General features: G+C 69.4%; 25 protein-coding genes. 13 read left to right on the top strand and 12 right to left on the bottom strand.

Annotated elements, in window-relative coordinates; genetic code table 11:
* Positions 1-72: 72 nt before the first annotated feature.
* Entirely contained in the window at positions 73-897 is an 825-nt protein-coding gene (locus HQQ85_RS09780; RefSeq protein WP_173182311.1) for a hypothetical protein, read from the bottom strand.
* A complete protein-coding gene (locus tag HQQ85_RS09775) occupies positions 875-1,822 on the bottom strand; it encodes a hypothetical protein (RefSeq protein ID WP_173182310.1) in 948 nt (315 codons plus the stop codon). Before HQQ85_RS09775 ends, HQQ85_RS09780 begins: the two co-directional genes overlap by 23 nt.
* A gap of 246 nt (positions 1,823-2,068) precedes the next feature.
* On the opposite strand from HQQ85_RS09775, the gene HQQ85_RS09770 reads away from it, so the two are divergent.
* A complete protein-coding gene (locus HQQ85_RS09770) occupies positions 2,069-2,800 on the top strand; it encodes a hypothetical protein (RefSeq protein WP_216851605.1) in 732 nt (243 codons plus the stop codon).
* A gap of 2 nt (positions 2,801-2,802) precedes the next feature.
* On the top strand, positions 2,803-3,489 hold the full coding sequence (locus tag HQQ85_RS09765; protein ID WP_173182309.1) for a PRC-barrel domain-containing protein: 687 nt from the start codon (positions 2,803-2,805) through the stop codon (positions 3,487-3,489).
* Positions 3,490-3,663: 174 nt separating this feature from the next.
* On the opposite strand, the gene HQQ85_RS09760 is transcribed toward HQQ85_RS09765, so the two are convergent.
* Complete coding sequence (locus tag HQQ85_RS09760) at positions 3,664-4,647, bottom strand: YafY family protein (protein WP_173182308.1); 984 nt, start codon at positions 4,645-4,647, stop codon at positions 3,664-3,666.
* A 132-nt stretch (positions 4,648-4,779) separates the two neighbouring features.
* Between HQQ85_RS09760 and HQQ85_RS09755 the strand changes: the two genes are divergently transcribed.
* The gene (locus HQQ85_RS09755) at positions 4,780-5,202 is read left to right on the top strand and encodes a VOC family protein (RefSeq protein WP_173182307.1); all 423 of its coding nucleotides are present in this window, start codon (positions 4,780-4,782) and stop codon (positions 5,200-5,202) included.
* Between the two features lie 213 nt (positions 5,203-5,415).
* On the opposite strand, the gene HQQ85_RS09750 is transcribed toward HQQ85_RS09755, so the two are convergent.
* Positions 5,416-5,880 (bottom strand): DUF4406 domain-containing protein, encoded by a 465-nt coding sequence (locus tag HQQ85_RS09750; protein ID WP_173182306.1) that lies wholly within the window; start codon positions 5,878-5,880, stop codon positions 5,416-5,418.
* A 56-nt stretch (positions 5,881-5,936) separates the two neighbouring features.
* Between HQQ85_RS09750 and HQQ85_RS09745 the strand changes: the two genes are divergently transcribed.
* Positions 5,937-6,671: a DeoR/GlpR family DNA-binding transcription regulator gene (locus HQQ85_RS09745; RefSeq protein ID WP_173182305.1), complete on the top strand. Its 735-nt coding sequence runs from the start codon at positions 5,937-5,939 to the stop codon at positions 6,669-6,671.
* Between the two features lie 64 nt (positions 6,672-6,735).
* Here the strand turns inward: HQQ85_RS09745 and HQQ85_RS21640 are convergent, their stop codons facing one another.
* The 7 genes from HQQ85_RS21640 to HQQ85_RS09710 form a co-directional block, all read right to left on the bottom strand.
* Complete coding sequence (locus tag HQQ85_RS21640; RefSeq protein ID WP_371741836.1) at positions 6,736-6,942, bottom strand: hypothetical protein; 207 nt, start codon at positions 6,940-6,942, stop codon at positions 6,736-6,738.
* Between the two features lie 334 nt (positions 6,943-7,276).
* Positions 7,277-8,551, bottom strand: a complete 1,275-nt coding sequence (locus HQQ85_RS09735) for a hypothetical protein (RefSeq protein WP_173182303.1) — start codon at positions 8,549-8,551, stop codon at positions 7,277-7,279.
* A gap of 750 nt (positions 8,552-9,301) precedes the next feature.
* Positions 9,302-11,161 (bottom strand): glycoside hydrolase family 35 protein, encoded by a 1,860-nt coding sequence (locus tag HQQ85_RS09730; RefSeq protein WP_173182302.1) that lies wholly within the window; start codon positions 11,159-11,161, stop codon positions 9,302-9,304.
* Positions 11,154-12,740 (bottom strand): alpha-N-arabinofuranosidase, encoded by a 1,587-nt coding sequence (locus HQQ85_RS09725; protein WP_173182301.1) that lies wholly within the window; start codon positions 12,738-12,740, stop codon positions 11,154-11,156. Before HQQ85_RS09725 ends, HQQ85_RS09730 begins: the two co-directional genes overlap by 8 nt.
* 93 nt (positions 12,741-12,833) lie before the next feature.
* A complete protein-coding gene (locus HQQ85_RS09720; RefSeq protein ID WP_173182300.1) occupies positions 12,834-14,180 on the bottom strand; it encodes a sugar ABC transporter substrate-binding protein in 1,347 nt (448 codons plus the stop codon).
* A gap of 55 nt (positions 14,181-14,235) precedes the next feature.
* The gene (locus HQQ85_RS09715; protein WP_173182906.1) at positions 14,236-15,045 is read right to left on the bottom strand and encodes a carbohydrate ABC transporter permease; all 810 of its coding nucleotides are present in this window, start codon (positions 15,043-15,045) and stop codon (positions 14,236-14,238) included.
* A 103-nt stretch (positions 15,046-15,148) separates the two neighbouring features.
* Positions 15,149-16,057, bottom strand: coding sequence for a carbohydrate ABC transporter permease (locus HQQ85_RS09710; RefSeq protein ID WP_173182299.1), 909 nt, complete (start codon positions 16,055-16,057; stop codon positions 15,149-15,151).
* A 195-nt stretch (positions 16,058-16,252) separates the two neighbouring features.
* Here HQQ85_RS09710 and HQQ85_RS09705 point away from each other — a divergent pair, with 195 nt between their 5' ends.
* The 8 genes from HQQ85_RS09705 to HQQ85_RS09670 all read left to right on the top strand — a co-directional run bounded on the left by HQQ85_RS09705 (position 16,253) and on the right by HQQ85_RS09670 (position 25,330).
* Positions 16,253-17,257: a LacI family DNA-binding transcriptional regulator gene (locus HQQ85_RS09705; protein ID WP_173182905.1), complete on the top strand. Its 1,005-nt coding sequence runs from the start codon at positions 16,253-16,255 to the stop codon at positions 17,255-17,257.
* Between the two features lie 213 nt (positions 17,258-17,470).
* On the top strand, positions 17,471-18,523 hold the full coding sequence (locus HQQ85_RS09700; RefSeq protein WP_254069306.1) for a LacI family DNA-binding transcriptional regulator: 1,053 nt from the start codon (positions 17,471-17,473) through the stop codon (positions 18,521-18,523).
* A gap of 130 nt (positions 18,524-18,653) precedes the next feature.
* Entirely contained in the window at positions 18,654-19,922 is a 1,269-nt protein-coding gene (locus HQQ85_RS09695; RefSeq protein ID WP_173182298.1) for an ABC transporter substrate-binding protein, read from the top strand.
* A 99-nt stretch (positions 19,923-20,021) separates the two neighbouring features.
* Positions 20,022-20,972, top strand: a complete 951-nt coding sequence (locus tag HQQ85_RS09690) for a carbohydrate ABC transporter permease (protein WP_173182297.1) — start codon at positions 20,022-20,024, stop codon at positions 20,970-20,972.
* Complete coding sequence (locus HQQ85_RS09685) at positions 20,969-21,814, top strand: carbohydrate ABC transporter permease (RefSeq protein WP_371741835.1); 846 nt, start codon at positions 20,969-20,971, stop codon at positions 21,812-21,814. The genes HQQ85_RS09690 and HQQ85_RS09685 overlap by 4 nt, the downstream gene beginning before the upstream one ends.
* A 76-nt stretch (positions 21,815-21,890) precedes the next feature.
* On the top strand, positions 21,891-23,159 hold the full coding sequence (locus HQQ85_RS09680) for a family 1 glycosylhydrolase (protein WP_173182296.1): 1,269 nt from the start codon (positions 21,891-21,893) through the stop codon (positions 23,157-23,159).
* Between the two features lie 29 nt (positions 23,160-23,188).
* Positions 23,189-24,706: an alpha-N-arabinofuranosidase gene (locus HQQ85_RS09675; RefSeq protein WP_173182295.1), complete on the top strand. Its 1,518-nt coding sequence runs from the start codon at positions 23,189-23,191 to the stop codon at positions 24,704-24,706.
* Positions 24,707-24,760: 54 nt separating this feature from the next.
* Complete coding sequence (locus HQQ85_RS09670) at positions 24,761-25,330, top strand: CPBP family intramembrane glutamic endopeptidase (protein ID WP_173182294.1); 570 nt, start codon at positions 24,761-24,763, stop codon at positions 25,328-25,330.
* Positions 25,331-25,415: 85 nt separating this feature from the next.
* Here the strand turns inward: HQQ85_RS09670 and HQQ85_RS09665 are convergent, their stop codons facing one another.
* Positions 25,416-25,715, bottom strand: a complete 300-nt coding sequence (locus HQQ85_RS09665; RefSeq protein WP_173182293.1) for a hypothetical protein — start codon at positions 25,713-25,715, stop codon at positions 25,416-25,418.
* Between the two features lie 168 nt (positions 25,716-25,883).
* On the opposite strand from HQQ85_RS09665, the gene HQQ85_RS09660 reads away from it, so the two are divergent.
* Positions 25,884-26,516 carry a PepSY domain-containing protein gene (locus tag HQQ85_RS09660; protein WP_173182292.1) on the top strand — a complete coding sequence of 211 codons (633 nt, stop codon included), beginning with the start codon at positions 25,884-25,886 and terminating at the stop codon, positions 26,514-26,516.

The raw sequence follows: 26,516 nt of genomic DNA, 5'->3' as shown, positions 1-26,516 counted from the left end.
CCGTGGAGCCCTCGGCGCTTAAGCGCTCCACGGCACCCGTCGGCGCTCCTCGAAAGGCCTGTACTTCGGCTATCACGCCGGCCCACTCAGAGGAGACGGACTCGGCACCGCCCAGCGGCGTAGCAGCACCTCGAACTTCCGCTTGTCCACGGCCGGAGGTGTCGCCCGGCCGGACCGCACCTTGGTTGCCAGGTCGGCCAGGATCGCCGCAGCGTCGCCGCGCGTGCCAGCGACGCCGTCCTCGTTCAGTCGCCATCCGCCGACAGCCTCGGCGCCGTGCGCCTCGATGACGTGCAAGAGGTTCGACAGGTCGATCGTGTCCTTCGACGTCTGGGCCCACCGGTCACGCCAGGCATAGGCCTTCAAGACAACGGCGGCTTCTACCGTGGGCACGGGTACGTCGCATATGAGTTCGGTCCCGTCGAGAAGAGTCATATGCGCCTCGATCACGATCACGCGACTCATCGCCAACGACAGCCCAGGCATCGCGTCAAATTGGCGCCCTCCGCGGTCGTCAGTGGTGAACGTGCTGCCGCCAGCTGGCACCAGGAGGTCGATGACCTTCTGCTCCGGAGAGTCGCCGCACACGTAGCGATTGCCGCTCTCGGCGTGGTACCCAGCAGCCTCGAGGGCTTCGTGTAGTGCACCGCTCGCGGCCAGCGTGAGAGGTATCCCCGCGTCTGCATCGCCCGTGCGACGGTCGATGAAGCCGGGGCTCGGGAACGCGGCCGCGATCATGCCGACCATGTGCCCGCCGATGATCCGGGCGTCCGGGTCGATCGCGATCATGCCCGCGAGATCGTTGAGGGCGCGGTACGCTGCGTCGTCTTCCGGACCCGTCGCGATCGTGTGAGCCACGCGCCTCACGGTGTGATCATCCATCATGCGCAGCAGCACGAACGACCTGGTCGCGAATGCGCTCCACGGCCTCGTTCTCGTCGCCCGATGTCCCGGTCACGCCGACGTCATAGGCTGCGATCACGGGATCCACGTAGCCCGGCATTGGGGCGAACGCCTTGGCCGTGGCGAAGATCGTCTTGTCTGCGGGGACGGTGATGGAGAGTGTGTAGTCGCTGGGGGTGCCTAGCGCAAAGCCCAGTGCGCTCGGATCGAAGCCTTCGCCGAGGTACATCGTGACGTGCTCCGGCTGACGCCACGGAGCGATCACCCTCGCCGCGAGGTCGCCGGACACGAGTGCTTTCGTCCGCACCCCTACCAAGTGAGCTTGCTCCTGGAGTGGTGTGTCATGCCACCAGTACGTGGTGATGCCCCCAGGTCCCGGGTACTCGGTCATGAAGTGGTCCCAGAGCATCCGCCGATCGGGTGCCTGTTTGTGCTCGGAGAAGTTGGCGAACACCTTCTTCAGGCTCCGCATGCTCTGCGAAACGGCCGACTGCGGTGCACCGATTTCCCCTGCGAGTACGGCCTGCGGACGGGCCTGATCATCCAAGATGAGCGCGCGTTCCAGCGCGTACCGGTTGTAGGGTTTCGGGCCCTTCCTGGGTGCCGGTGCGGTCTTCTTGTCCGGACGGCGCTCGATGCCGTCGAGCCAGAGCGAATGCGAGTCGCTGACGAACACGATCAAGCGCGTGTCCTGCCGGACGGCGTCCCGGAGGCCGGGTGTCAACCTCGATACCGAGTAGAGCATGCGCGCGTCGCCGACCTTCTTGAGGTCGCTCGCGATGTCGGCAGGTGTCGGTGTCCTCGACCTCGAGCTGACGAAGATGCGTCGCCCGTCGTCGGTCTCGAACGAGTCATTCGTCTGCGGCCACGCAGTGACGCCGGCCGAGGCAAGCTCGCCTAGAACGGCGCTGGTGTCCATCGCGCCTCCCGCTCGATTATCAGAGTAAACGTTTTTCGCGTCTTCTCTGATACTACCCAGGCGAAGAGGGCTGCGCGAGCAGAGTCGACCAGATCTGTCCGGACGGCGTCGAGGGAGTCGAGGGACACACCGCGGTTATAGCGCGGGGCACGCGCGGTGTCCAGGGCGGGCGGAAATCGGTCAACGGGTGCTGACTGGAGTCAGGTGCACGGTGGCGCGAGCCGGCCGTCGACGGAAGGACACAGCATGACCATGTCAGACCCCGATCGCAGGGCCGGTTCGGTACCGGCGGATTCCACGACGGGCTCGGTTCCGGCCGGCTCGGTACCCGCGGGCTCGACGGCTGCGGGCTCGGTCCCGGCCAGCTCGGCAGCGGGCACGACGGCCGGCGGCTCGGTGCCGCTCGAGGAGCGCAGCACGCTCAGGCAGGACGTCGTCGAGCGCGAGCGCCGCGAGTTCGGCGGCTTCAAGTTCGGCTCGGCCTTCTTCGGCTGGCTGACCGCCACGGGCACCGCCGTCATCCTGACCGCGCTGGTCGCGGCGACCGGGGTCGCGATCGGCCTCGGCATCCGTGACGACGGCAGCGTGCAGGTCAGCGACGAGCAGGCCACCACGGTCGGCATCGTCGGTGCCATCGCGCTGGTCGTGATCATCCTGATCGCCTACTTCTGCGGCGGCTACGTCGCCGGCCGAATGGCCCGCTTCGACGGCCTCAAGCAGGGCCTCGCCGTGTGGATCTGGGCCATCGTGATCGCGGTCGTCGTCGCCATCGTGGCGGCGATCGGCGGCAGCCAGGTCGACGTGCTGGGCAACCTGAACAGCTTCCCGCGCATCCCCGTCAACGAGGGCGCGCTCACCACGACCGGCATCATCACCGCCGTGGTCGTCGCGGTCGCCAGCCTCGCAGGCGCCCTCCTCGGCGGGGTGGCCGGGATGCGCTTCCACCGCAAGGTCGACCGCGCCGGACTGGGGCGCTGACCATGCTGCCCTCCTCCAACATCCAGAGCATCATCGGGGCCACCCTCTTCGGCGCCGACGACACCAAGATCGGCCGCATCACGACCGTGCTGGTCGACGCGGCCGACGGGCATCCGACCTTCGCCGAGGTGCACACGGGCTTCCTCGGCCACGCGACCCGGCTGGTACCCCTCGACGACGCCCGCTGGGAGCGCGACGACGTCTACGTCTCGTACTCGGCCGCCCTCGTGAAGGACGCGCCCCGCCATGAGGCCGCCGACGGCGTCAGCCCTGAGCAGGAAGACGAGCTGCGGCGGCACTACGCCGGCGAGGTTCAGGATGCGCGTGCCGACGCGACTCCGGCGGCCACCGCCGGGGAGCCCGCCGGCCGCGAGGGTGCCGACCGTGACGCGGATCGCGACGAGCGCGCCGCAGCCTTGGACCGCGACCACGACCACGACCACGACGGCGACCGGGACGACCGCGCCCACGACTCCGGCGTCGATCGCGACCGGGACCGCCGGGATGCGGACGGCGACCGCGATCACACGCCCGAGCATGCAACGGGCGACGTACCGCCGGTGCCCGACATCGAAGAGGGGCAGGTGCTCCGCGAGGAGCGTCTCATCGTGCGGCGCGAGGAGATCCCCGTCGATGACGACTCGTCGGCCCGCCACGCGGCCCCTCCCGGCGACACGCCGCGCATCTGAGCGCGAGCTTCGAACACCGGTTGTTCACAGGCTGTGGATGGATCTGTGGAGAACGCGTGCACAAGACGGGGACAACTCGTCGGAAGCCCGAATCCCCGCCGATCCAGGGTGTGGAAACTTCTCCTCCCCAGCCTGTGAACACCGCCCGGAGCGTTAGAAGCAGTTACACCGCTGTCATTTCGAACGCGACTTCGAAGCGACCGCCGCCCGTTCGGCCAGCTCGCCGAACGCCGCTCTGAGCTCCGCCGGCTCCACCTCGCTGATCGCGGCGTCGAAGCGGGCGAACGAAGCGGCGAGCGCGGGCCACGACCAGGCGCCCGCCTCGACGCGCACCCGACCGTCGTCGAGCGGGGTGACCGCGTCGTCGCCGACGAACGGCCGCACCTTCTCGGCCCGGCGCTCGAGCACCACCGAACCCCGGCACGGCCACTCGTCCCGCGCGGCCGAGCCCTTGAACCGCGCCGCGACGAACGCGCGCACGTCTCCCCCGGGCACCGCCCTCGGTGCGAAGCGAGCCCCGGCCGGCGTGCGCGGCACCAAACGGTCGGCGCGGAATATGCGCCAGTCGTTACGGTCGAGATCCCACGCCACGAGGTACCAGCGCCCGGCGGAGGCGACGAGGTGGTGCGGCTCGACGCGGCGGGGCGGTGGCGGATCCTGGTCGACGGCGGCCCCCGGCTTCACGTGGTCGACCCGCAACACCTGGCGGGCGCGGACGGCGGTCGAGAGGGAGATCAGCAGCTCGGGATCGGTGGGCCGCGCATCCGGAACCCGCTGCTCGAGGGTGGTGAACCGCAGGGCGTCGAGCCGGTGGCGCAGGCGGGCGGGGAGCACCTGGCGCACGGTGGTGAGGGCGCGGACGGCGGCCTCCTCGACCCCCGCGCCGGCTGCGGTCGCGTGCTGCAGGGCGACGGCGAGCGCGATCGCCTGGTCGTCGTCGAAGAGGAGCGGCGGGAGCTCGGATCCGGCGTCGAGTCGGTAGCCGCCGTCGGGGCCTTTGACCGCGCCGATGCGGTAGCCGAGCTCGCGCAGGCGGTCGACGTCGCGGCGCACGGTGCGCGGGCTGACCTCGAGCCGCTCGGCCAGCACGCCGCCCGGCCAGTCGCGGCGGGTCTGCAGCAGGGAGAGGAGCGTCAGCATCCGCGAGGTCGAACTCATGGCTTCACTGTATTTCGAGAAGCGGACCGGAACTGACCGCTTCTGCCGAGAGAGTGGAGCCGTTGCGGCAGGGTGCCGCGACGTGGCCCGGCGGGAGCGCTCGCCGGGCATCCGCTCATCGAAGGAGACACCATGGCGATCGCCACCACCCCCCACCTGAACTTCCGCGGCGACGCCCGGGCGGCGCTGAAGTTCTACCACTCGGTCTTCGGCGGGCAGCTGGTCGCCGTCAGCTACGCCGACGCGCACGCCGTCACCGAGCCGGCGGAGGCCTCGCAACTCCTGTGGGGTCAGGTCGAGTCGCCGGACGGCTTCCGCGTGATGGCGTACGACGTGCCGTCGCACACGGAGTACGCGCCGGGCGTGATCCCGCTGTTCGTGTCGATCCGCAGCACCGACGCCAGCGAGATCGAGCGGTACTGGGGCGCCTTCGCCGCGGCCTCGACCGTGGTCGTGCCGCTGGCGCCGGCGGCCTGGGCGCCGCTCTACGGCATGGCGACCGACCCGTTCGGCGTCACCTGGGTCTTCGACGTCGAGGTGCCCTGGGTGGGCTGACCCGCCCCGCGCCGCGGCGGCCCGGCGGAGGCGTCAGGACGTCGAGCCGCCCCGGCCGGCCGGCCGCGACAGCGCGGATCGATTGCGGACTTCGCCAAGCAGGCCGGCCAGCAACGCCACCCATGCGTCGCTGCGACCCAGGCTTGGGAAAGTCCGCGCCCACCGGGGGGGGGGGGGAGACGGGAGGGGGGCACACTGCGACCAGCCGGTCGATCAGGCGGCGGGCGGCACGTCTGCGAGGTCGAACCAGACGGGGAGGCCGCGTTCGCGGGCGATGGCCACATCGGTGTCGGCACCCTGGGACGCTCCGGGAAGGCGCAGCACCCCGTCGCAGTGCTGGAGTAGGCGGCGGGCGACCTCGTACATGACGTCGCCGTCGCCCGCTTCCGCGGCCGGGCCGCGCTCGGTGACGGCAGCCCCGCCATCGGTGGCGTGATCGGCGGCGGTGCCAGCGCCCTCGGCGGCGGTAGTAGCGCCGGAGGCACCCTGCCCCGCGTCGGCGAGGCCGCGGAGGACCGGGAGCGCCACCCACTCGCCGATCATGGGCACGTGCCCGAGGCGATGCAGCGGGGCCGCCGCCGCCTCGAGGCGCTCGAGGTTGCGGGCGATGGCGGCGGGGTCGCCGTCGGTTCCGGAGCGGTAGGGGCCGGCGATCAGGATCAGGAGTGGACGTGTCATGCCGCACACTGTAGCGTTAACCGTGCACGACCGTGCAACAACGTGAAGGAGTACGGATGCTCGCCCGCCAGCGCAAGGCCCACCTCCTCGGCCTGCTGCTCGACGAGGGCCGCATCGTGGCCAAATCGGCGGCGGCCGAGCTCGGCGTCTCGGAGGACTCGATCCGCCGCGACCTCCGCGAACTGGCCGACGAGGGCGCGCTGGTGCGCGTCTACGGCGGCGCCCTCCCGGTGCCGCCCGCCGACCGCCCCGTGGCCGAACGCTCGGAGCTGGCCACCGCGAGCAAGGGGCGGGTGGCGCGACTGGCCGTGCAGCGCATCCGCCCGTCGTCGACCATCGTGCTCGACGGCGGAACCACCGCGCTCGCCCTGGCCCGCCTGCTCCCCCGCGGCGCCGGTCTCACCGTCATCACCCCGAGCCCGGCGGTGGCCCTCGCCACGGCCGAGTCGACGGATGCGCGGCTGATCATGATCGGCGGCGAGCTCACCCGCCACTCCCTCGTCGCCGGCGGAGCTCTCGCGCTCGAAGCCGTGCAGCACCTCGGCGCCGATGCGTTCTTCCTCGGGGTGACGGGCGTGCATCCGGAGCACGGGCTCACCACCGGCGACCTCGACGACGCCGTCACCAAGCGCGCCCTCGCGGCCCGCTGCGCGGACGTCTACGTGCTGGCGAGCGAGGAGAAGATCGGGGCGGTCTCCCGCTTCCCGGCGCTCCCCCTCGCCTCCGTCACCGCGGTCGTCGCCGACCCACTCGACCGCAACCCGCTTCTGGCAAGCCTTCCTCTCGGTTGACCCCCGCCGGCGCAGGTTCACGCAACGGGAGGTGGAAGATGCACCCTCCCCAGCGAAGACCAAGTCAGTCGACAACCCTCGAGAGCCGCAGAGTGACAGTGCCGCTTTCGAGCACCAGCTCATCGCCGTCGAGCCGATAGTCGAGCGGCCTAGACACCAATCGTTTCGCCCAGGCTTCGTACTCGCTCGCGGGCGCAGGGCAGCTCATCGCGCCGATCGCCAGGTGGTCCGCGTCGGGCTGGATTCGATCAGCCGAGATCGTGGCGGGCACGGTGATCGCATTGCACGGAGTCACCACGACAAGGGAGGTCTCTGCGTTCCGGGTCTCGACGGATATCACGAGCCGCCCGGACTCGAGCCAAGCGAGGTCACCCAAGATATCGGACCCGGATTCTGATGCGAACGACGAGCACGCCAGCGGCCCATCACACGTCATCGCCGCCTCCGAAGTGGCATCCGACATCCCCGCTGGCACATCCCGTGATGCACAACCCGCCGGCACGAGAGCTGACGCAGTGACCAGCACGGCAAGCGCGACCCGGCTCAGTGACGACGTCACCCGGGTCGCCGGCCGTCGCCGTGCAGTAGGAGCTCGGGGTGCACGACTAACCGCCGGAGACGAGGTTCGCATGCAAACCGCCATGGATCAATGCCGTTTGTATCGAGGAGAAGAGCACCGTTCTCGAGCAGAGATTGCTCCCGGCATCGTGGACCGAGCCACACCCTCCGCTCGCTCCGTTCTCCACGGCCTGAAGGATGCCCACCGCGCCCACACGCTGATCCCAGGAGCCTCCGTAAGGCATGAGCACGGGGCCACCACTGTCACCCTGGATGGCCGCGATGTGAGCGGCGTTCTGCTGAACACCGCGAATGGTCGAGAAGTATCCGTGGCCGTCGTCGATATAGACGCTCATCGCAGTGACCTTGACGTTGCAGTTCACGCCAGAGTTTCCACCGCTCGTACAGATTCGATCATTCAGGCCGACAGTGAAGACGTTCAGTACGCTTTTGGAGAATCCGCTTCCGTTGTTCCATTCATTGTCGAAGGTGCGCCCAGCGCCCGTGCCGCTGAGGACGTTGAGCGCCGCATCGGCGGTCGTCGCGATCACCACTCCGTATGACGCCCAGCCACCCCGCGCCGTGTAGCCGCCCGAGCCGGGGTTGCAGTGCCTCGCAGTGGTGGCGTGATTCGCGCTGGCGTACCGCGCGGCGAAACCCGAGGAGCACAAGCCGTGACTCGACTTCATGTAGCCGCCGGCATAGAAGGGGCTGGAATCATCCCACCGGGTCGCGATGGCCAGGTCCACTCGATGGTCGATGACGATCGAGACGGGGGCGCCGGCGATCTCGCTCAGACGGCGGACAATGTCGTCTGGCGATCCGCTCAGGCTCGTCAGCTCGCCTTCGACCTGGATGGTCGACGACTCGGCCTGGACTCCCACCACGGACGATAGGGCGAAGCCAGCGGCCGCGCGCTCCCCCGACCGGTCGAAAATACGAGCGGAGGTCGAATTGATGGCGGACAAGGGTTGGGGGCGCTGTTCGACGGACGCCTCGATACCGAGAGAACTCGCATGATCGAGCGCAGCCGCCTTCAGCGGATCGTCTCCGAACCAAAGGAGGCGGGTGGCGAGGTGGGCAGCGTCGTTGACCTGATCGATGTAGCCACTCTGCTCGACCCCGGGCTGCTCCAGGATCCAGCCCTTGAATTCCCCCAGAATGCGCTGGTTGTCGATGAACTCCTGGCCGACCTCTGCGATGAAGTCGTTCGTCGGGTCGACACCAGGTCGGACGACTGGATCGCCAGAAGCATGAGACGGCAAGCCCAAGCCCGTCACACCCCAGCTCAGAACGAGAGCCGTGAGGACGATGCCGGCCATCCGAGTTCTCGTGCCCAATGCCACTCACTTCTCGTGTCGGTCGCTGAGAGGCCTTACCGTACGTGATTATTCCTCATGATGCAATAGGGCGGGGCGAGTGGCCGACTCGCAGGCGAGCGCCGCAGGCGGGAGGCCGCCGGGCGCGGAGGCGGCCACCTGGAGGAGCGGCGCCAAGGAGAGGTTCGCGGTCGTGGCGCCGACGGACGGGGGGTCCGGCGAAGGTGAGGAGGGTGAGGTCGGCCGTCGTGGCCCAGACGACGAGGTAGCCCTCTGTCTCGATTTCGTCTTCAGTGTCGGAGGACGTGCCGGCGCCAGGGCCGATGACGCCAGTCAAGAACCAGACCGCGTTGTCGGGATCGGGCGAAGCCGTGAGCGAGGAGACGGCGTCGGGACCGCCCGGGAGCGGATTGTCGATAGTGGCGTTCACCGCGGCGACGATGGCCGGGGACGCGGCTTGGCACGGGGGCGTGGAGGCCGAGGCGCCGTCTGGCCAGGGCCGCGGATCGGTGGCAGGGGTGAAGGAGCCGGCCGCTGCCGTCGGATCAGCGGCGGAGGTGGAGGTGGCGGGGGGCGGCGGCCGCGCATCCGCTCAGCAGAAGGAGGGGGGCGAGGGCCGCCGCCGCGAGCGCAGCGGCGGCCGACACCATGCGACCACCCATGGCAGAACCGTAGCGGATGCGTTCAGGCTTCGTACAGCGCCAGATCAGAAATCAGTAGTGAATCAGAACTACTGAACCCGGAACTACTGAGTCAGAAGTCGGTGTGGCCGAGATCGGGCGCCGCCACGAAGGTCGCGGTGGGGGCCGCCGCGTGCAGCTCGAGCACGACGAGCGTGTTGCCCGTCGGCCGGAGCACGGGTGCCGGCACGATCAGCGTGTGCTGCGGCCCGCGCGACCAGTAGCGGCCGAGGTTGAAGCCGTTCACCCAGACCGCTCCCTTGCCCCAGTCGCGGGTGTCGAGGTACAGGTCTGCGCCGGGGTCGACGTCGAACGTCGCGTAGCCGAAGGCGGGGCCCGCGAGAGGCCCGGTGAGAGCATGGGCGACCGGCGAGGCGACGGAAGCGGTGGTCGCCGCGAGCGCGTCCGCCACCGCCGCGAGGTCGTCGAGGGCGAGGGGCAGCACCGTCCAGCGGTGCAGCGGCTCGCCGTTCAGGCAGGCCGGGCCGATCAGGCCCTTGGGCTCGCCGATGCGGGGGCCGTAGTCGACGCGGCCCTGGTCCTCCACGAGGATGTCGAGGGTTCCGCGCGCGCCGGCCGGCAGCGCGATGCGGTGGTCGTGGTGGTCGCGGGCGAGCACGCCGAGGGTGACGCCGTTCAGGCGCACGATGGCACGGTCACGCACCTCGCCGAGCTCGAGCACAGACGGAAGCGCAGGCACGGGCACCGCCGACGCCGAGGCAGAGGCCGAGGCCGCGGACACCGTCGTGTCGATCTCCGTCCGATACAGCGCGAACCCGCGGAACAGCCCGAGCGCGTCCATGGTCGGCAGCGCATCCGACGCCACCCACTCCCCCAGCAGATTCGTCACGGCATCGAGCGGCAGCGCCGCGGTGAGCGGCACCCGGAACGCGGGGGCCGACGGCGCCACGGAGGGCCGAGCATCCGGAATCGCCGCGTTGTACTTCGCCAGCACCTCCCGGAACGCCCAGTACTTGGCCGTCGGGAACCCCGCCTCGTCGAGCGGGGCGTCGTAGTCGTAGCTCGTGACGATCGGCTGGTAGACGCCCTTGTCGTTGGCGCCGTTGGTGAAGCCGAAGTTGGTGCCGCCGTGGAACATGTAGATGTTCACCGAGGCGCCGAGCGCCAGCAGCTCGTCGAGGTCGGCGGCCGACTGCGCGGTGGAGGTCGTGTGGTGGTGGGCGCCCCAGAAGTCGAACCAGCCGTCCCAGAACTCCGAGCACATCAGCGGCCCGGTGGGCTGGTGCTCGCGCAGGGTGGCGAGGCGCTCGGCCGAGCGCGAGCCGAACGAGCCGGTCTTGTGCAGGCTCGGCAGGCTGCCGTTCGCGAGCATCTCGTCGGTGGGCTGGTCGACCGTGGTGAAGGGCACGGTCAGGCCGATGCCGCGGTTCATGGCGACGAGCTTCTCGAGGTACACCGGGTCGGAACCGTACGCGCCGTACTCGTTCTCGATCTGCACCAGGATGATCGGCCCGCCGTTGTCGATCTGCCGGGGCACGAGCACGGGCGCCAGCTGCTCGAGGTAGCGCTGAACGGCGGCGAGGTACTGCGACTCGTCCCGGCGCACGCCGACCGTGCCGCTCGTGAACAGCCAGGACGGCAGGCCGCCGTTGTCCCACTCGGCGCAGATGTAGGGCCCGGGGCGCACGATCGCGTGCATCCCCTCGGCGGCGACGTCGTCGAGGAAGCGGCCGAGGTCGAGCCCGCCGCTCAGGTCGAACTCGTCCTCGTGCGGCGCGTGGGCGTTCCAGGCGACGTAGGTCTCGATCGTGTTCAGGCCCATCTCGCGCGCCTTGCGGATGCGGTCGCGCCACAGATCGGGGTGCACCCGGAAGTAGTGCAGCGCTCCCGAGAGGATGCGCACCGGCTCCCCGTCGAGCTCGAACTGCTCGGCGCCGATGGCGAAGCGCGAGGCGGGGGTGGACTCAGACATCGAGCTTCTCCTCAGAGATCGGGGCGCCCGAGGGCGCGAGCACCACGACCGACCACGACAGGGCCGGCAGGGTGGCGGTGAGCAGGGCGCCGTCGAGGCTCACCCCGCGAAGGTCGGTCATCCCGACGGGCTGGGCGCCGGCGTCGTTGACGGTGTGGCGATCGCCGCCGGGAGGCGTGCAGAGCGTCTCGGCGCTCACCAGCTGCAGAGCGGATGCGCGGCCCGTCGACCCGGCGCCGCCCACGACGTGGCCCAGGGCCACCTCGAGCGCGACCTCCTGATCGAGCGAGCGGTTCGTCACGAACAGCACGATCCCGCCGTCGTCCCGCACGGTCGCGACGGCGTCGACGAGCGGCGCCTCCCCGTGCACGGCGGTGCGGATGCTCGGCACCTCCACCACGGGCGCGACGACCCGCCCGTACGCGAGTGCCGCCGCACGCTGGAACGGGAAGAACGTGCTCTGCCGCCACGCGGGCCCGCCCGGCTCCGAGCGGATGGGCGCGATCACGTTCACCAGCTGCGCCAGGTTCGCCATGGTCACGCGGTCGCTGTGGCGCAGGAGCGAGACGAGCAGGGAGCCGACGACCACCGCATCCGTCACCGAGTACGCGTCCTCGATCAGGCGCGGATGCTCGGGCCAGTCGCCGTTCATCACCACCGGCTTGTCGATCTCGTTCCAGCGCCGCTGGTACCAGACGTTCCACTCGTCGACGCTGATGCCGACCGGATGCTCGGATCCCGGCCCCGCGCCCGCCTCGTCGATGATCGCGGCGACCTGCTCGATGTAGCGGTCGAGGGCGGTGCCCGAGGCGAGGAAGCTGGCGGCGTCGCCGTCGGACTCCTCGTAGTAGGCGTGCAAGGAGAGGTGGTCGACGAGCCCGACGGTGTGGCGCAGCACGGTGCGCTCCCACTCGCCGAAGGTCGGCATCTCGGCGTTGGAGGATCCGGCCGCGACGAGCTCGACCCCGGGGTCGACAAACTTCATCAGCCGGGCGGTCTCGGCGGCGAGCCGGCCGTACTCGTCGGCCGTCTTGTGGCCGATCTGCCAGGGGCCGTCGACCTCGTTGCCGAGACACCAGAGGCGGATGCCGAAGGGCTCCTCGGCCCCGTTCGTGCGCCGGCGCTCGGCGAGTGCGGTGCCGGCCGGATGGTTCGCGTACTCGAGCACGTCGGCGGCCTCGGCGATGCCGCGGGTGCCGAGGTTGACGGCGTACATCAGCTCGAGGCGGGCCTCACGGGCCCAGTCGGCGAACTCGTGCAGGCCGACCTGGTTGGTCTCGACGCTGTGCCAGGCGGCGTCGAGCCGCACCGGGCGGGTCTCGCGCGGGCCGACGCCGTCCTCCCAGCGGTAGCCCGAGACGAAGTTGCCGCCGGGGTAGCGCACGGTGGTGGCGCCGAGCTCCTGCACGAGGGCGAGCACGTCGGCGCGGAAGCCGTCCGGCCGCGCATCCGGGTGGGTGGGCTCGTAGATGCCCTCGTAGACGCTTCGGCCCATGTGCTCGACGAAGGTGCCGAAGAGCCGCCGGGGGACGGCGCCGATCGACGTGCCCGGGTCGATCGAGAGTCGGGCGGAGAGCATCCGGAGCCTTTCTGGGTCGCTGTCTGGTGGAGCGCTTTCTCGGAACAGAAGGAGCGCGGCGGCCGGGGTCGCCGACCGCCGCGCTCCGAGGGACTACTTGACGGTGAAGCCCTGCTGGTTGCCGTAGTCGACCAGCTGGTCCTGCCAGGTCGACAGGCCCTCGTTCAGGTCGCCCTTGTTCTCGTAGGCCTGGCCGACGGTGTCACCGAAGATGCTGTTGGCGTACACCTGGTAGGGCAGGTAGTGCCAGCCGGTGGGCACGTTCTTCGACGCGTCGACGAGCACCTCGTTGATGGCCTGGCCGCCGAAGTACTCGGGGGTCTGGGCGAGGAACTCGGGCGACTCGAGGTCGGCCGTGGTGGCGGGGAAGCCACCCGAGGCGAGGAACACCTTGATCGACTCGGGGTCGGAGTTCAGCCACTTCAGGAAGCCGGCCGCGAGGGCCTGGTTCTTCGACTGCTTCAGCACGACCTGGCCGCCGCCGCCGTTCTCGGCGGTCACCGGGGTGCCGTCGTAGGTCGGCATGGGGGCCACGCGCCAGTCACCGGAGGCGTCGGCCACCGAGGACTCGAGCACGCCGGGCATCCACGCACCGGTCAGCAGCGTCGCGATGCTGCCGTCGCCGAGGCCCTTGTACCACTCGTCGCCCCAGCTCGGGGTGCTGGAGAGCAGGCCGCCCTCGTTGAGCTTGTTCCAGGTGTCGGCCCACTTCTTCGAGCCGTCGTCCTGCAGGTCGACCGAGACGTCGGTGCCCTCGGCGGTGAACGGCTTGCCGCCGGCCTGCCAGATCATGCTGGTGGCGAAGCCGGGGTCTCCCGTGTCGGAGGTGATGTACTTCGACGGGTCGGCCGTGTGCAGCTTCTCGGCCGCGGCGACGTACTCGTCGTAGGTCGTCGGCACGGCGATGCCGTACTGGTCGAAGACCGTCTTGTTGTAGAACATGGCCATGGGGCCCGAGTCCTGGGGCAGGCCGTAGATCTTGCCGTCGAAGGAGACCGAGCTCCACGGGCCGCCGCTGTACTGGTCTTCCAGGTCGCCGAAGCCGTAGGAGCTCAGGTCGACCAGGGAGTCGGAGAGCGCGAACTGCGGGATGGCGTAGTACTCGACCTGGGCCACGTCGGGGGCGCCGGAGCCCGCGGTGATCGCGTTCTGCAGCTTGGTGTACTCGTCGGTGTTGGTGCCGGCGTTGACGAGCTTGACGTCGACGTTCGGGTAGGCCTTCTCGAACGCGGCGACCTGGGCCTCGCCCGAGGGGGTCCAGCTCCAGTAGGTCAGGGTTCCGCCCTTCTCGAGCGCGGCCTCGATGTCGTCGGACGAGCCGCCGCCGCTCGAGGAGCTGCCGCCGGAGGCGCAGGCCGCGAGCGAGAGCCCGAGGGCGAAGGTGGTTGCTGTGGCGAGGGCGACACGGCGCAGTGTCGACCTCCGGGACGTGATCTTCATCGGGGGTTCCTTTCGAACTTCTTCGTTGTGGAGGGGTGCTAGGGGTGATCGTGCGTCATTGCTTGACGCTTCCGGCGCTCAGGCCCGACTGCCAGAAGCGCTGGAGGAACAGGAAGGCGATCACGATCGGCACGATGGTGAGGAGCGCACCGGTGATCACCAGGTTGTAGATCGGCTGGGCCGCGACGCCGCTGGCCTGCGCGCTCCACTGGCTGAGGCCCACGGTGAGCGGGTACCAGGTGGGCTCGGAGAGCATGATCAGCGGGAGGAAGTAGTTGTTCCAGGTCGCGACGATGGCGAACAGCAGCACCGTCACGATGCCGGGCGAGAGCAGCCGCAGCGAGATGGTGAAGAAGGTGCGGATCTCGCTCGCCCCGTCCATCCGTGCCGCCTCGAGGATCTCGGTGGGCACCGCGTCGACCGCGAAGTTCCAGATCAGGTAGAGACCGAACGGGCTGATCAGCGAGGGCAGGATGACCGCCCACGGCGTGTTGGTGATGCCCAGCTGGCTGAACATCAGGAACGTGGGCACCGCCAGGGCCGTGCCGGGGATGGCGACGGCACCCAGCACCACGGCGAACACCGCGCGCCGGCCGGGGAAGTTGTACTTGGCCAGGCCGTAGCCGGCCACCGTCGCGAGGAAGGTCGCCCCGCCGGCGCCGACGACGACATACAGGAGCGTGTTGCCGAACCACTGCACGAAGATGCCGTCGCGGTAGGTGACGGTCTCGACGATGTTCTGCCAGAGGTTGAAGTCGCTGCCGAACCAGAGGCCGAAGCTCGAGAACAGGTCGCCCTGGTCCTTGGTGGCGTTCAGCACGAGCCAGAGGAGAGGGACGATCGAGTAGATGACGACGATCGCCATGACGATCGTGAGCACGATCGACTTGCGCTGACGCGGGGCCTTGCTCGGGCGCACGTAGTTCGGGCGGCGGGATCTCTTGACGGTTTCGGTGACGGCGCTCAACTCAGCGCACCTCCTGACGGGAACCGCGCAGCTGCACGATGTAGGCGATGACGGCGGTGATGATGCCCATCACGATCGCGACGGTGGCGGAGTAGTTGAACTGCTGACCGGCGAACGAGAGGTTGTAGGCGTACATGTTCGGCGTGAAGTAGCTCGAGATGACGTTCGGCGCGAGGTTCTGCAGCAGGTTCGGCTCGTTGAAGAGCTGGAAGCTGCCGATGATCGAGAACACGGTGGCGATGACGATCGAGCCGCGGAGAGCGGGGAGCTTGATGCCCGAGATGATGCGGAACTGGCCGGCGCCGTCGAGCTCGGCCGCCTCGTACAGCTCACCCGGGATGACCTTCAGCGCCGCGTAGAAGATGAGCATGTTGTAGCCCATGAACTCCCAGGTGACGATGTTGCCGATCGAGGCCAGCACCCACTGCGAGCTGAACGGCTGCAGCAGCTCGAAGCCGACGAGGTCGTTGATCGAGCCGGAGAGGCCGAACTGGTTGCCGTACATGAAGCCCCAGATCAGGGCGGCGACGACACCGGGAACGGCGTAGGGCAGGAAGATCGCGATGCGGAAGAAGCTCGACCCGTGCAGCCGGGCGCTGTCGACGGCGAGCGCCACGAACAGCGACAGGGCCAGCATGATCGGCACCTGGATGACGAGGAAGAGCGTCACGCGGAAGAGCGACTCCCAGAACTTGGCGTCCTGGAACAGCTGCACGTAGTTGCCGAGACCCACGAAGCCGGAACCGCCGACGAGCTGCTGGCGGAACAGCGACAGCACGATCGCGTAGACCACCGGGGCGACCAGCACCGCGAGGAACACGATCATGAACGGGGCGACGAAACCCCACCCGCGCCAATCGCGTCGGGCCCGCCGCAGAGGGCGGGGTGTGACTGCTGTCGCCGACGTCATCGTCCACTTCCTTCGATGGGGGAGTTGCGCTCGTTCTGCTCGGGTTGGACGCATGTTTGCGTCAACATGAACGGCACGAGCATAACATGTTGACGTAACCATGCAAGCGCCGACGGGGATCGATGCGCTTGGCACCTGTCTTGAGGGGAATTCGTGACCGACACGCTGAAGTCCGGCCAGCGCCGGCCGCCGTCGATGGCCGACGTCGCCCAGCACGCCGGCGTCTCCTCGCAGACCGTCTCCCGCGTCTCCAACGGCCTCACCAACGTCGACGAGTCGACCCGCGAGCGGGTGCTCGCCTCGATGCAGGCCCTCGGCTACCGCCCGAACGGGGCAGCCCGCGCCCTCAAGCGCGGCCGCTTCAACAGCATCGGCGTGATCATGTTCACGCTCGCGACCTTCGGCAACATGCGCACCCTCGACGCCATCGCCACCGAGGCCGCCAAGGCCGACTACTCGGTCACGCTCATCCCGCTCGCCGACCAGACCCTCGGCGCGGTCTCCGGCGCCTACCGCCGGCTGAACGACCAGGCGGTCGACGGTGTGGTCATCGTCTTCGAGGCCCACCTGATTGACCGCGGCGAGATCGCCCTACCGCCGGGCCTGCCGGTGGTGGTCATCGACTCCAACGCGGGCTCCGGATACGCGGTGGTCGACAACGACCAGCTCGAGGGCGCGCGGCTCGCCACCCAGCACCTCCTCGACCTCGGCCACCGCCAGGTGCATCACATCGCGGGGCCGACCACCTCCTTCTCGGCGATGCACCGGGTGGACTCGTGGCGGTCGACGCTGCGTGCATCCGGAATCGAACCGCCGTCGGTGCACCACGGCGACTGGTCGACCGAGTCGGGGTACCAGATCACTCTCGCGCTGGCTGCCGACCCCACCGTGACCGCGATCTTCGCCGCGAACGACCAGATGGCGCTCGGCGCGATGCGGGCGCTGCACCAGCTCGGGCGCGACATCCCGAACGACGTGAGCGTCGTGGGGTACGACGACATGGAGGAGGCGCACTCGTTCTGGCCGCCGCTCACGACGGTGCGGCAGGACTTCCACTCGGTGGGGCGGCTGGCGATGGAGCGGCTGTTCGAGCAGATCGCGGCCGGGGGGCATTCGTCGTCGGGCGGGGTGACGACGGTGCCGACGGAGCTCGTGGTGCGGGAGTCGACGGGGGCGGCGCGGGGGGTCCCGGGGTCGTAGCCGGGCCGGGCACGGCCGGGCAGCCTCAGTCCGGGGCGTCGATGTCATCGACGAAGCACCGGCCGTCGTCGCAGCTGCTCCGCCTGAGGGTCGGCGAGCACGCGGTGGCGCGGTTATGGCTAGTTTTGAGGTGGCCGGTCCGTGGAGGGCCGAGCTCGGGGCAGCACGTACCCGGCGCTGCAACGGCAGCGGAGGCGATCAGGGAGGAGGCCGATGAGCACGCAGAACGGTTCGGTGACGATGCAGGACGTCGCCGCCCTCGCGAAGGTCTCGGTGAAGACCGTGTCGAACGTGCTGTCCGGCTACGAGCACGTCTCAGCCAAGATGCGCGCGCGGGTGATGGCCGCGGTCACCGAGCTGAACTACGAGATCAACGTCTCGGCACGCAATCTGCGCACCGGCCGCACCCAGGTGCTCGGCCTCGCCGTGCCCGAGCTCAGCCAGGCCTACTTCGCCGAACTGGCCGACGCGGTCATCCGGGCCGCCAAGGAGCGCAACTACACCGTGCTGATCGAGCAGACCACGACCGGTGGTCCCGACGAGATCTCGACGGTGAGCGCCATGCGGCGGCATGCGATCGACGGAGTGATCTTCAGCCCCTTCGCGCCCGAGTCGGGCGATCTGTCCCGGCTCGACCTCGAGTTCCCGGTCGTGGTGCTCGGCGACCGTGACGCGGTGAGCCCCGCCGACCACATCACGATGTCGAACGTCGCGGCGGTCAAGGCGGCGACCGACCATTTGATCGAGTCGGGCCGCTCCCGCATCGCCGTGATCGGATCGGACCCGCACGATCCCGTCGGCACCGCCGCACTGCGATTCCGCGGCTACGCCGAGTCGCTGCGAGAGCACGGCCGCGACGTGGCGAGCGACCTCGTCTGCTCGGTGCAGCTCTGGCACCGAGCCGACGGAGCGGCCGCGGTCGAACGACTGCTCGAGCGCGGCGTCGAGTTCGACGGGCTGGTCTGCTTCAACGACGCACTGGCGCTCGGGGCGATGGCCCGGCTGCAGCAGCTCGGCCGACGGGTGCCCGAGGACGTCGCCGTGGTCGGCTTCGACGACATCGAGGATTCGCGCTTCTCGACGCCCAGCCTGACCACCGTCTCGCCGGGGCGGGAGGAGATCGCGCGCCTGGCGGTCGACACCCTGGTGCGCCGGATCGAGCATCCCGGTCAGCGCGACGTCCCGGTCGACCTGGCCGTGGGCTACGAGCTGGTGGTGCGCGGGTCCAGTGCGCCTCTCGCGGCCGCAGCCGCATCCTCGAGCTGAACCCGAGCCGGAGGCCACTTGACGCCCCGACCGCGATCGGTTACCGTCATTTTTACATCGATGTAAATTTCATCGGATCCCGATACCACCGCTCCGCAACAAAGTCGTCGGAGCAGATAGCAGGTGCACAGTGAAGAAGCTGATGATCGCGGCAGCCGCGATCGCCCTCGCCACCGCAGGGCTCTCCGGATGCTCGGCCTCCGGCTCCGAGACCGCAGCCTCCGGTCCGGTCGAGCTCACGTTCTGGCACGGGTACACCGAGGCCGACGGCGACGTGCTCGACTCCATCGTCGACGACTTCAACGCCTCGCAGGACGACGTGAAGATCAGCACCGAGACCAAGACCTGGGCGGTCATCGACGACACCCTGCTGCCCGCGCTGTCGTCGGACAGCGGCCCGCAGCTGGTCGCCATGCCCGCCGAGCGCCTTCCGGTGTACGCGTCGAAGAACGCGCTCGTCGACCTCGACGACTTCTACGCCTCCGACTCCAGCAACACGGCCGAACTCAATCCCGAAGCCGTGGCCATGGAGACCGTCGACGGCGTGAAGTACGGAGTGCCCACCGGGTTCGTGCCGCTCAGCGTCTTCTACAACAAGGCCCTGCTCGACGCCGCCGGGGTGACCACCTTCCCGACCACCTGGGACGAGTGGGTGGACGCGGCCAAGAAGACCACCATCGACCAGGACGGCGACGGCACGCCCGAGCAGTACGGACTGGTGCTGCCCGACCACGGGACGGTGGGCAACGGCCTCTGGGCCAGCCTCTTCGAGGGCAACGGCGGTTCCATCACCAGCGAGGACGGCACGGAGGCCACGATCGACTCGCCCGAGAACGTCGAGACCCTCGAGTACTGGTCGTCGGCCATCAACGACGACAAGATCTCGCCCACCGGTGTCGACGGCATCGGAGCCGACAACCTCTTCACCGCCGGAAAGGCCGCGATGCACGTCGGCGGGCCCTGGATGGCCTTCGTCTCGAAGGACGCCGGCATCGACTACGGCATCGCACCCATCCCGGCTGGCCCCGAGGCGCAGGTGGCCTCGGCCATCGGCGTGTCCATGGCCGTGACCGCGCAGGCCGACGAGGCCGAGCAGAAGGCGGCCGAGAAGTTCCTCGCCTACTTCAACGACAAGGCGACCGCGACCGAGTGGTCGCTCGGCTCCGGATGGCCGTCGCTGCGCACCGACGTGACCGCCGCCGATGTGGCGTCCAACCCCATCGTGGCCACCCTCACCGAGATCGCTCCCTATAGCCGGGCACTGCTGCCCGGCGTCGTCCAGAGCACCGACGTGCTGACCGCGGTCGACGAGGCCACGCAGAAGGCCGTGGCCGGCGGTGATCCCGCCGAGCTGCTGACTGCGGCCCAGTCCGAGATCGACGGCGCGCTGAGCAAGTAGCGCGCGGCCGGGCACCCGCTCCCCCACACGGCGCGGGTGCCCGGCGGCTCCTCCCGCACCCCCGCGCGCGCCGCCATCGGCTCGAGAAAGCAGAGCACCATGACCACAACGACGTCGAGACCCGGCCGGCGCTACCGCCCGCCGGCCCAGCTCGGCGGGCGCGGCCCCGTCGGCGCGACCTTCCGGCGCCGGCTGACGATCGTCGGCTTCCTCGCTCCCGCCCTCGTCATCCTCGGGGTGTTCGTCGGCTGGCCGATGATCTCCGCGCTCCGGCTCTCCTTCACCGACGCGAGCGGCTTCGGCCAGGAGGAGTGGGTGGGACTCGACAACTACGTGCGCGTCTTCACGGACTCCGACATCGTTCGGTCGATCGGCAACACCGCGCTCTACGCCGTGCTGTTCACGCCGGTGGCGATCGTGGTGGCCCTCGTACTGGCGCTGCTGATCAACAGTCCGCGTCTGCCGTTCCGCGGCTTCTTCCGCACCACGCTCTTCCTGCCCTTCATCGTGTCGCTCGCGGTTGCGGCCTTCGCCTGGTCGTACCTCCTCGACCCGCAGATCGGTCTGCTCAACTACTGGCTCCAGGCCGTGGGCGTGCGGATCGGCAACGTGCTGCAGGACCCGGTGCTCGCCATGCCGACAGTCGTACTCGTCGCCGTGTGGAAGAGCTTCGGCTTCTACATGGTCATCTTCCTGGCCGGCCTGCAGGAGATACCGGCGAGCCTCTACGAGGCCGCGCAGCTCGACGGCGCCAACGGCTGGAAGCGGTTCACGAACGTGACCTTCCCGATGCTCGGCAACACCATGGCCTTCGTGGGGATCGTGGCCCTGATCGCGGCGCTGCAGGCCTTCGATCAGATCTACGTGCTCACCGGCGGCGGCCCGTACCGCAGCACCCAGACCATCGTGATGGAGATCTACAGCTCGGGCTTCAAGGACCTCGAACTCGGCTTCGCCTCGGCCCTGTCCTACGTGCTGCTCATCGCGACACTGCTGCTCAGCCTGGTGCAGTTCCTGTTCTTCGGTCGCCGCGCGGAGTCGGCCTCGTGAGCGCCGCCGTGTCGGCTGTCCGGCCGGTGGAGCGGGATGCGGTGCGCGTCCGGGCCCGGCGACGTGAGCGGGTCATCCGCTGGTCGTTCTTCGCCGCCTTCCTCGTGGTGACGATCGCCATCATGCTGCCGGTGATCATCATCGTGCTCACCGCCTTCAAGCCGGTCTCGGAGGTGAACGCGTACCCGCCGACGCTGCTGCCCACGAGCTGGACGCTGGACAACTTCGCGACGATCTTCTCCGACCTGCCGTTCCACCGGCTGATCGGCAACAGCGTGGTGTTCGCCGGTGGTGTGACGGTGTTCGCGCTGGCGTTCGACTCCCTCGCCGCCTACGCCCTGGCGCGGCTGGACTTCCGGGGCAACCGCGTGCTGCTCGTCGTGATCATCGCCAGCCTGATGATCCCGTTCCAGGCCACGCTCATCCCGATCTACCAGCTCGTCTCCGATCTGGGCTGGGTGAACACCTTCCTCGGGTTGATCGTGCCGCGGGCGGCCGACGCGTTCGGCATCTTCTTCCTGCGCCAGTTCTTCGTCTCGCTCCCGCGGGACCTCGACAACGCGGCGCGGATCGACGGGGCGTCGGAGTGGCGCATCTTCCGCAGCATCGTGCTCCCGAACGCCGTGCCGGCCCTGCTGACCCTCGCGATCTTCACCTTCGTGAACAACTGGAACGACCTGCTCTGGCCGCTGGTGTTCACCACCGACTCCGAGATGGGGACCATCACCTCGGGACTGACGCTGCTCACCGGCCCCGGCGGCATCATCCCCCAGGGAGTGATGATGGCGGGCTCGCTCATCGCCGTGCTGCCACTCGCCGTCATGTTCCTGCTCGTGCAGTGACGCTTCATCGAGAGCGTCGCGAGCACGGGTCTGAAGTGACCGGCTCCCCCACTCGCACGACAAGAAACGAGCATCCATGAACTGGTTCGACGACGGCCGGCTGCACTTCGCGCTGGGCATCGAGGACACCTTCGTGCCGCAGTCCCGCCCCGGAGAGCGGGCGATCGACGAGTACGAACTGACCGAGCACTACCAGCAGTACCGCGCCGATCTCGGTCTGGCCAAAGGGGTGGGCGCCGAGATGGTGCGGTGGGGCGTGCCCTGGTACCGCGTCGCCCCGCAGGCCGGGGCGTGGGACTGGTCGTGGGTCGACCGCGTGATGGACCGCTTCGCCGAACTGGAGCTGCGGCCGCTCGTGGATCTGCTGCACTACGGCACTCCCCTCTGGCTGGAACAGCAGTTCGCGCATCCTGACTACGCACAGCACGTCACGGAGTACGGAGCCCGTTTCGCCGAACGCTACGGCCACGTCGCCACCGACTACACGCCCGTCAACGAGCCGACGATCCACGCCCTGTTCTCCGGCGAGTACGCGTACTGGCCGCCGTACCTGTCGGGAGAAGCCGGCTTCACCCGCATCGCGGAGGCGCTCGCCCGAGGATTCGTCGGCACCCAGCGCGCGATCGCGGAGGTGCTCGGCGACCGGGCGACCTTCCTGCACGTCGACGCGGGCATGCGCTACACGGGCGCCGTCGACGCCGCCGAGCACGTCGAGACGGTGACCCGTCTGCGCGAGCAGTCCTTCCTCGTCGAGGATCTCGTCACCGGCCGCGTCGACGTCCGTCACCCCCTGCTCCGCCAGCTCTCACGGGGCGGGATGTCGGACGCCTCGCTGTCGTGGTTCAGCGAGAACCGGGTGCAGCCCGACGTGATGGGGGTGAACTACTACCCGAGGCATTCCACGGAGGTCTTCGAGGCGGGGGTGCATCACGGCGGAGGATTCGCCGACCCGCGTCCCTACCACGACGCCGGCACCGAAGGCCTCGCCGAGGTGCTGCTCGCCTACGCCGCACGCTACGGCGCCCCCGTGATGCTGAGCGAGACCTGCGTCACCGGAACGCCGGCAGAGCGCATCCGCTGGATGGACGAGTCGCTGGCCGAGATCGGACGACTGCGCCGGCAGGGCCTCGCCGTCGTCGGGTACACCTGGTGGCCGTTGTTCGACATGTACGAGTGGACCTATCGGCACAGCGACGCGCCCCGCGCCGATCACCTCCTCACCATGGGCCTGTTCGACCTCGTCGAGCAGTCCGACGGCACCCTCGCGCGCCGTCGCAACGCCGTCGCTGACCGCTTCGAGCTGCACGCCACCACCTCCACCGCCCTCCAGACCTCCCTCGCCTGACCGGACCCTTGATCAGATCGGACCCTCCAATGCTCGACGCCCGCCTCTCGCTCGACCCGCGCTCGCCGATCGGGACCATCGACCGACGGCTCTTCGGCTCGTTCATCGAGCACCTCGGCCGGGCCGTCTACGACGGCATCCACGAGCCCTCCCACCCCACCGCCGACGGGAACGGATTCCGCCAGGACGTGATCGAACTCGTCAAGGAGCTCGGCGTCTCGACCATCCGCTACCCCGGCGGCAACTTCGTCTCCGGCTTCCGCTGGGAGGACAGCGTCGGACCGGTCGCCGAGCGGCCCCGCCGCCTCGACCTCGCCTGGCACTCCACCGAGACCAACGAGGTCGGCCTGCACGAGTTCTCGGACTGGCTCGAGGCGGTGGGCAGTGAGCTGATGCTCGCCGTGAACCTCGGGACCCGGGGCACCGCGGAGGCGCTGGAACTGCTCGAGTACACCAACCTCGCCTCCGGAACGGCCCGCGCCGACGCCCGCCGCGCGAACGGACGGGAGAAGCCGTTCGACGTGCGCATGTGGTGCCTGGGCAACGAGATGGACGGTCCCTGGCAGCTCGGCCACTCCTCCGCCGAGGACTACGGCAAGAAGGCCGCCATGACGGCGAGCGCGATGCGGTCGTTCGACCCGGACCTGCAGCTCGTGGTCTGCGGATCGTCGAGCTCCTCGATGCCCACCTTCGGCGAGTGGGAGCGGGTGGTGCTCTCGCACTGCTACGACGACGTCGACTACATCTCCTGCCACGCCTATTACGAGGAGAAGGGCGACCGCGCGAGCTTCCTGGCGTCGGGGGTCGACATGGACCGCTTCATCGACGCGGTCGTCGCCACCGCCGACCACGTCAAGGCGGTGCGAGGCAGCAGCAGGGCCATCGACCTCTCCTTCGACGAGTGGAACATCTGGTACAACGAGAAGTTCGAGACGGTCGACAAGATCACCGGCGTCGACAACTGGCCGGTCGCCCCCCGGCTCCTCGAGGACGAGTACACCGTCACCGACGCCGTGGTCTTCGGAAGCCTGATGATCTCGCTGCTGAAGCACGCCGACCGGGTGACCAGCGCCTCCCTCGCCCAGCTCGTGAACGTGATCGCGCCGATCATGACCGAGCCGGGCGGGCCGGCCTGGCGGCAGACCACGTTCTTCCCCTTCGCCGAGACCTCGGCTCACGCACGCGGCGTCGCCGTCGACGTGACGCTCGACGCGCCCGGCTACGACACCGCCCGCTACGGCACCGTGCCCGTGGTCGACGCGGTCGCGAGCTACGACGCGGCGGCCGGTCGGGCGGCGGTCTTCCTCGTGAACCGGTCTCAGGATGCGCCACTGCGGGTGTCCGTTCAGCTCGCGTCGGCCCTCGGCGCCATCACGGCGGCCGACGCGGTCGTGCTGCACGACGACGATCCGACGGCGTCGAACACGCTCGCTCACCCCGATCGGGTCTCGTTGAAGGGTCTCGAGGTGCAGGTGGACGGGTCGAGCATCGTGCTCGAACTGCCTCCAGTGTCGTGGGCTCGGGTGAGCGTGGGGGTGGCGGGTTAGGTAGGCAGCTCTGGCGAACCCCGCCGCCTGGAGACCCGACCCCGTTGGTGGTGGATGCTCGCCTTCCCGGTCCTGGTGCTCGTCCAGATCGTCATCATGCTGTCGATCACTCCGTGGGCCGCGTGGGATCCGGCGCTCGTCCTCCTGATCCTCGGCGTCAACGTCCTCGTCGGAGTCGGCGAGGAACTGTACTTCCGCGGGATCCTCCGGGCGAGCATCCGCTCTCATCACGGAGAGACACTGACCCTCGTCGCGACGTCGCTCCTGTTCGGTGCGGGACATGCGCTCGGCAGCCTCATGGCCGGGCTGCCCGTCGCGTTCATCGCGATCCAGATCGGCGGCACGGCGCTGATGGGCGCTGTACTCTACGGCGCCTTCCGCGCCACAGGACGGTTGTGGGTGGCCATAGCGCTGCACGCCCTCAGCGACTTCGCGCTCCGGATCTCCAGCGGCGACCTCGCATCGGCCTCCGCGCACGATCTCGAGCCGCCAGCCGCCACGGGGTTCATCGAGTTCGCCCTGTGGGTGCTCGCGCTGGTGCTCCTGATCAGCTGCATTCGTCAGGATCTGCGCGCGCGGCGCGAGAGTCGATCGAGAGCCCCCACACCCTCTACGGCGGTCTAGCGCGGTTCGAACCGTCGAAGCGACGGATGGTGCTTCCGGATGCTCTTCAGCACGAGCGCGACCGCGAGCCTCCCGACAGTCAGCTCTATCTCCCCGTCAGCAGCAGCACGAGAAAACCCGCGAGCACCACCGGCAGCACCACGAACACCAGCACCCGACGGAGCGCGCGCGGGCGCGGGCGCCCCGTCGCACCGCTGCTGCCCACGTGGTACCCGGCCAGCACGATCAGCGGTCCACCCACGAGACCGAGGAACGTCGCGGCGCCTGGCGCTGCACCCAACTGACCGACGGTGGCGACGAATCCGAGGGCCCCGAGCAGAGCAAGCACGAAGCCCAGCGGCCTCGCCACGACGAGCCACCACGGGCGTACCTCGGAATTGCTCACCTGGAATGTCCCCCGTCGCCCTTATTCAAGCCGAGTGATCGCCTGTCCGCCAGGCAGAGAGCAACCCCGGGGTCGGTGGGGCGCTTCAGGCTGGCTTCAGCGCCGGGTCGGCAGTGTGGGGGTGTTCGCACGCAGTGCGTGTCCACTCGCTTCACGAAGGAGAACCCCATGCAGAAGAAGACGAAGATCATCGGCGGAGCGGCCCTGGCGGCTGTGCTCGTGCTCGGCGGAACCGGGATCGCGTATGCCGCGACCGACGGGTTCGAGGGGTCCGACGCGCTGACCGGCGGCGACCTCGACCGCGCGGCGACGGTGGCCTCCGAGGAGATCGGCGGCGGGTCGGTGACCTCGGCCGAGCGCGACGACGACGGGTACGAGCTCGAGCTGAAGGGCGACGACGGGCGGTACTACGAGGTCGAGCTGGACGGGGCGTTCGGCGTGGTGTCGAGCAGCGCGGATGACCGGGTGGGCGACACCGGGTCGAGCAGCAGCGGCAGCGGCTCGGGCGAAAGCGGCGAGAGCGGCACGGGCGGGACGGGCGGCCCGGCGGATGGCGGCGATGACGAGGGTGCCGGCGCGGGTGCGGGCAGCGCATCCGTCGACCCCGACGACCTGCAGGGCGAGGAGCTCGAGAAGGCCTCGGCCGCCGCGATCGCCGAGGCCGGCGGCGGCACCGTGACCGACGCCGAGACGAGCGACGACGCCGACCACGCCTACGACGTCGAGGTGCGACTGGATGACGGCACCGAGGTCGACATCGACCTCGACGCCTCGTTCGGGGTCGTGCGCACCGAGAAGTAG

The organism is Herbiconiux sp. VKM Ac-2851, assembly GCF_013205105.1.
GTDB classification, from domain to species: domain Bacteria; phylum Actinomycetota; class Actinomycetes; order Actinomycetales; family Microbacteriaceae; genus Herbiconiux; species Herbiconiux flava.
The sequence above is the reverse complement of the archived record's forward strand: the minus strand, read 5'-3'. Positions and strand labels throughout refer to the sequence as shown.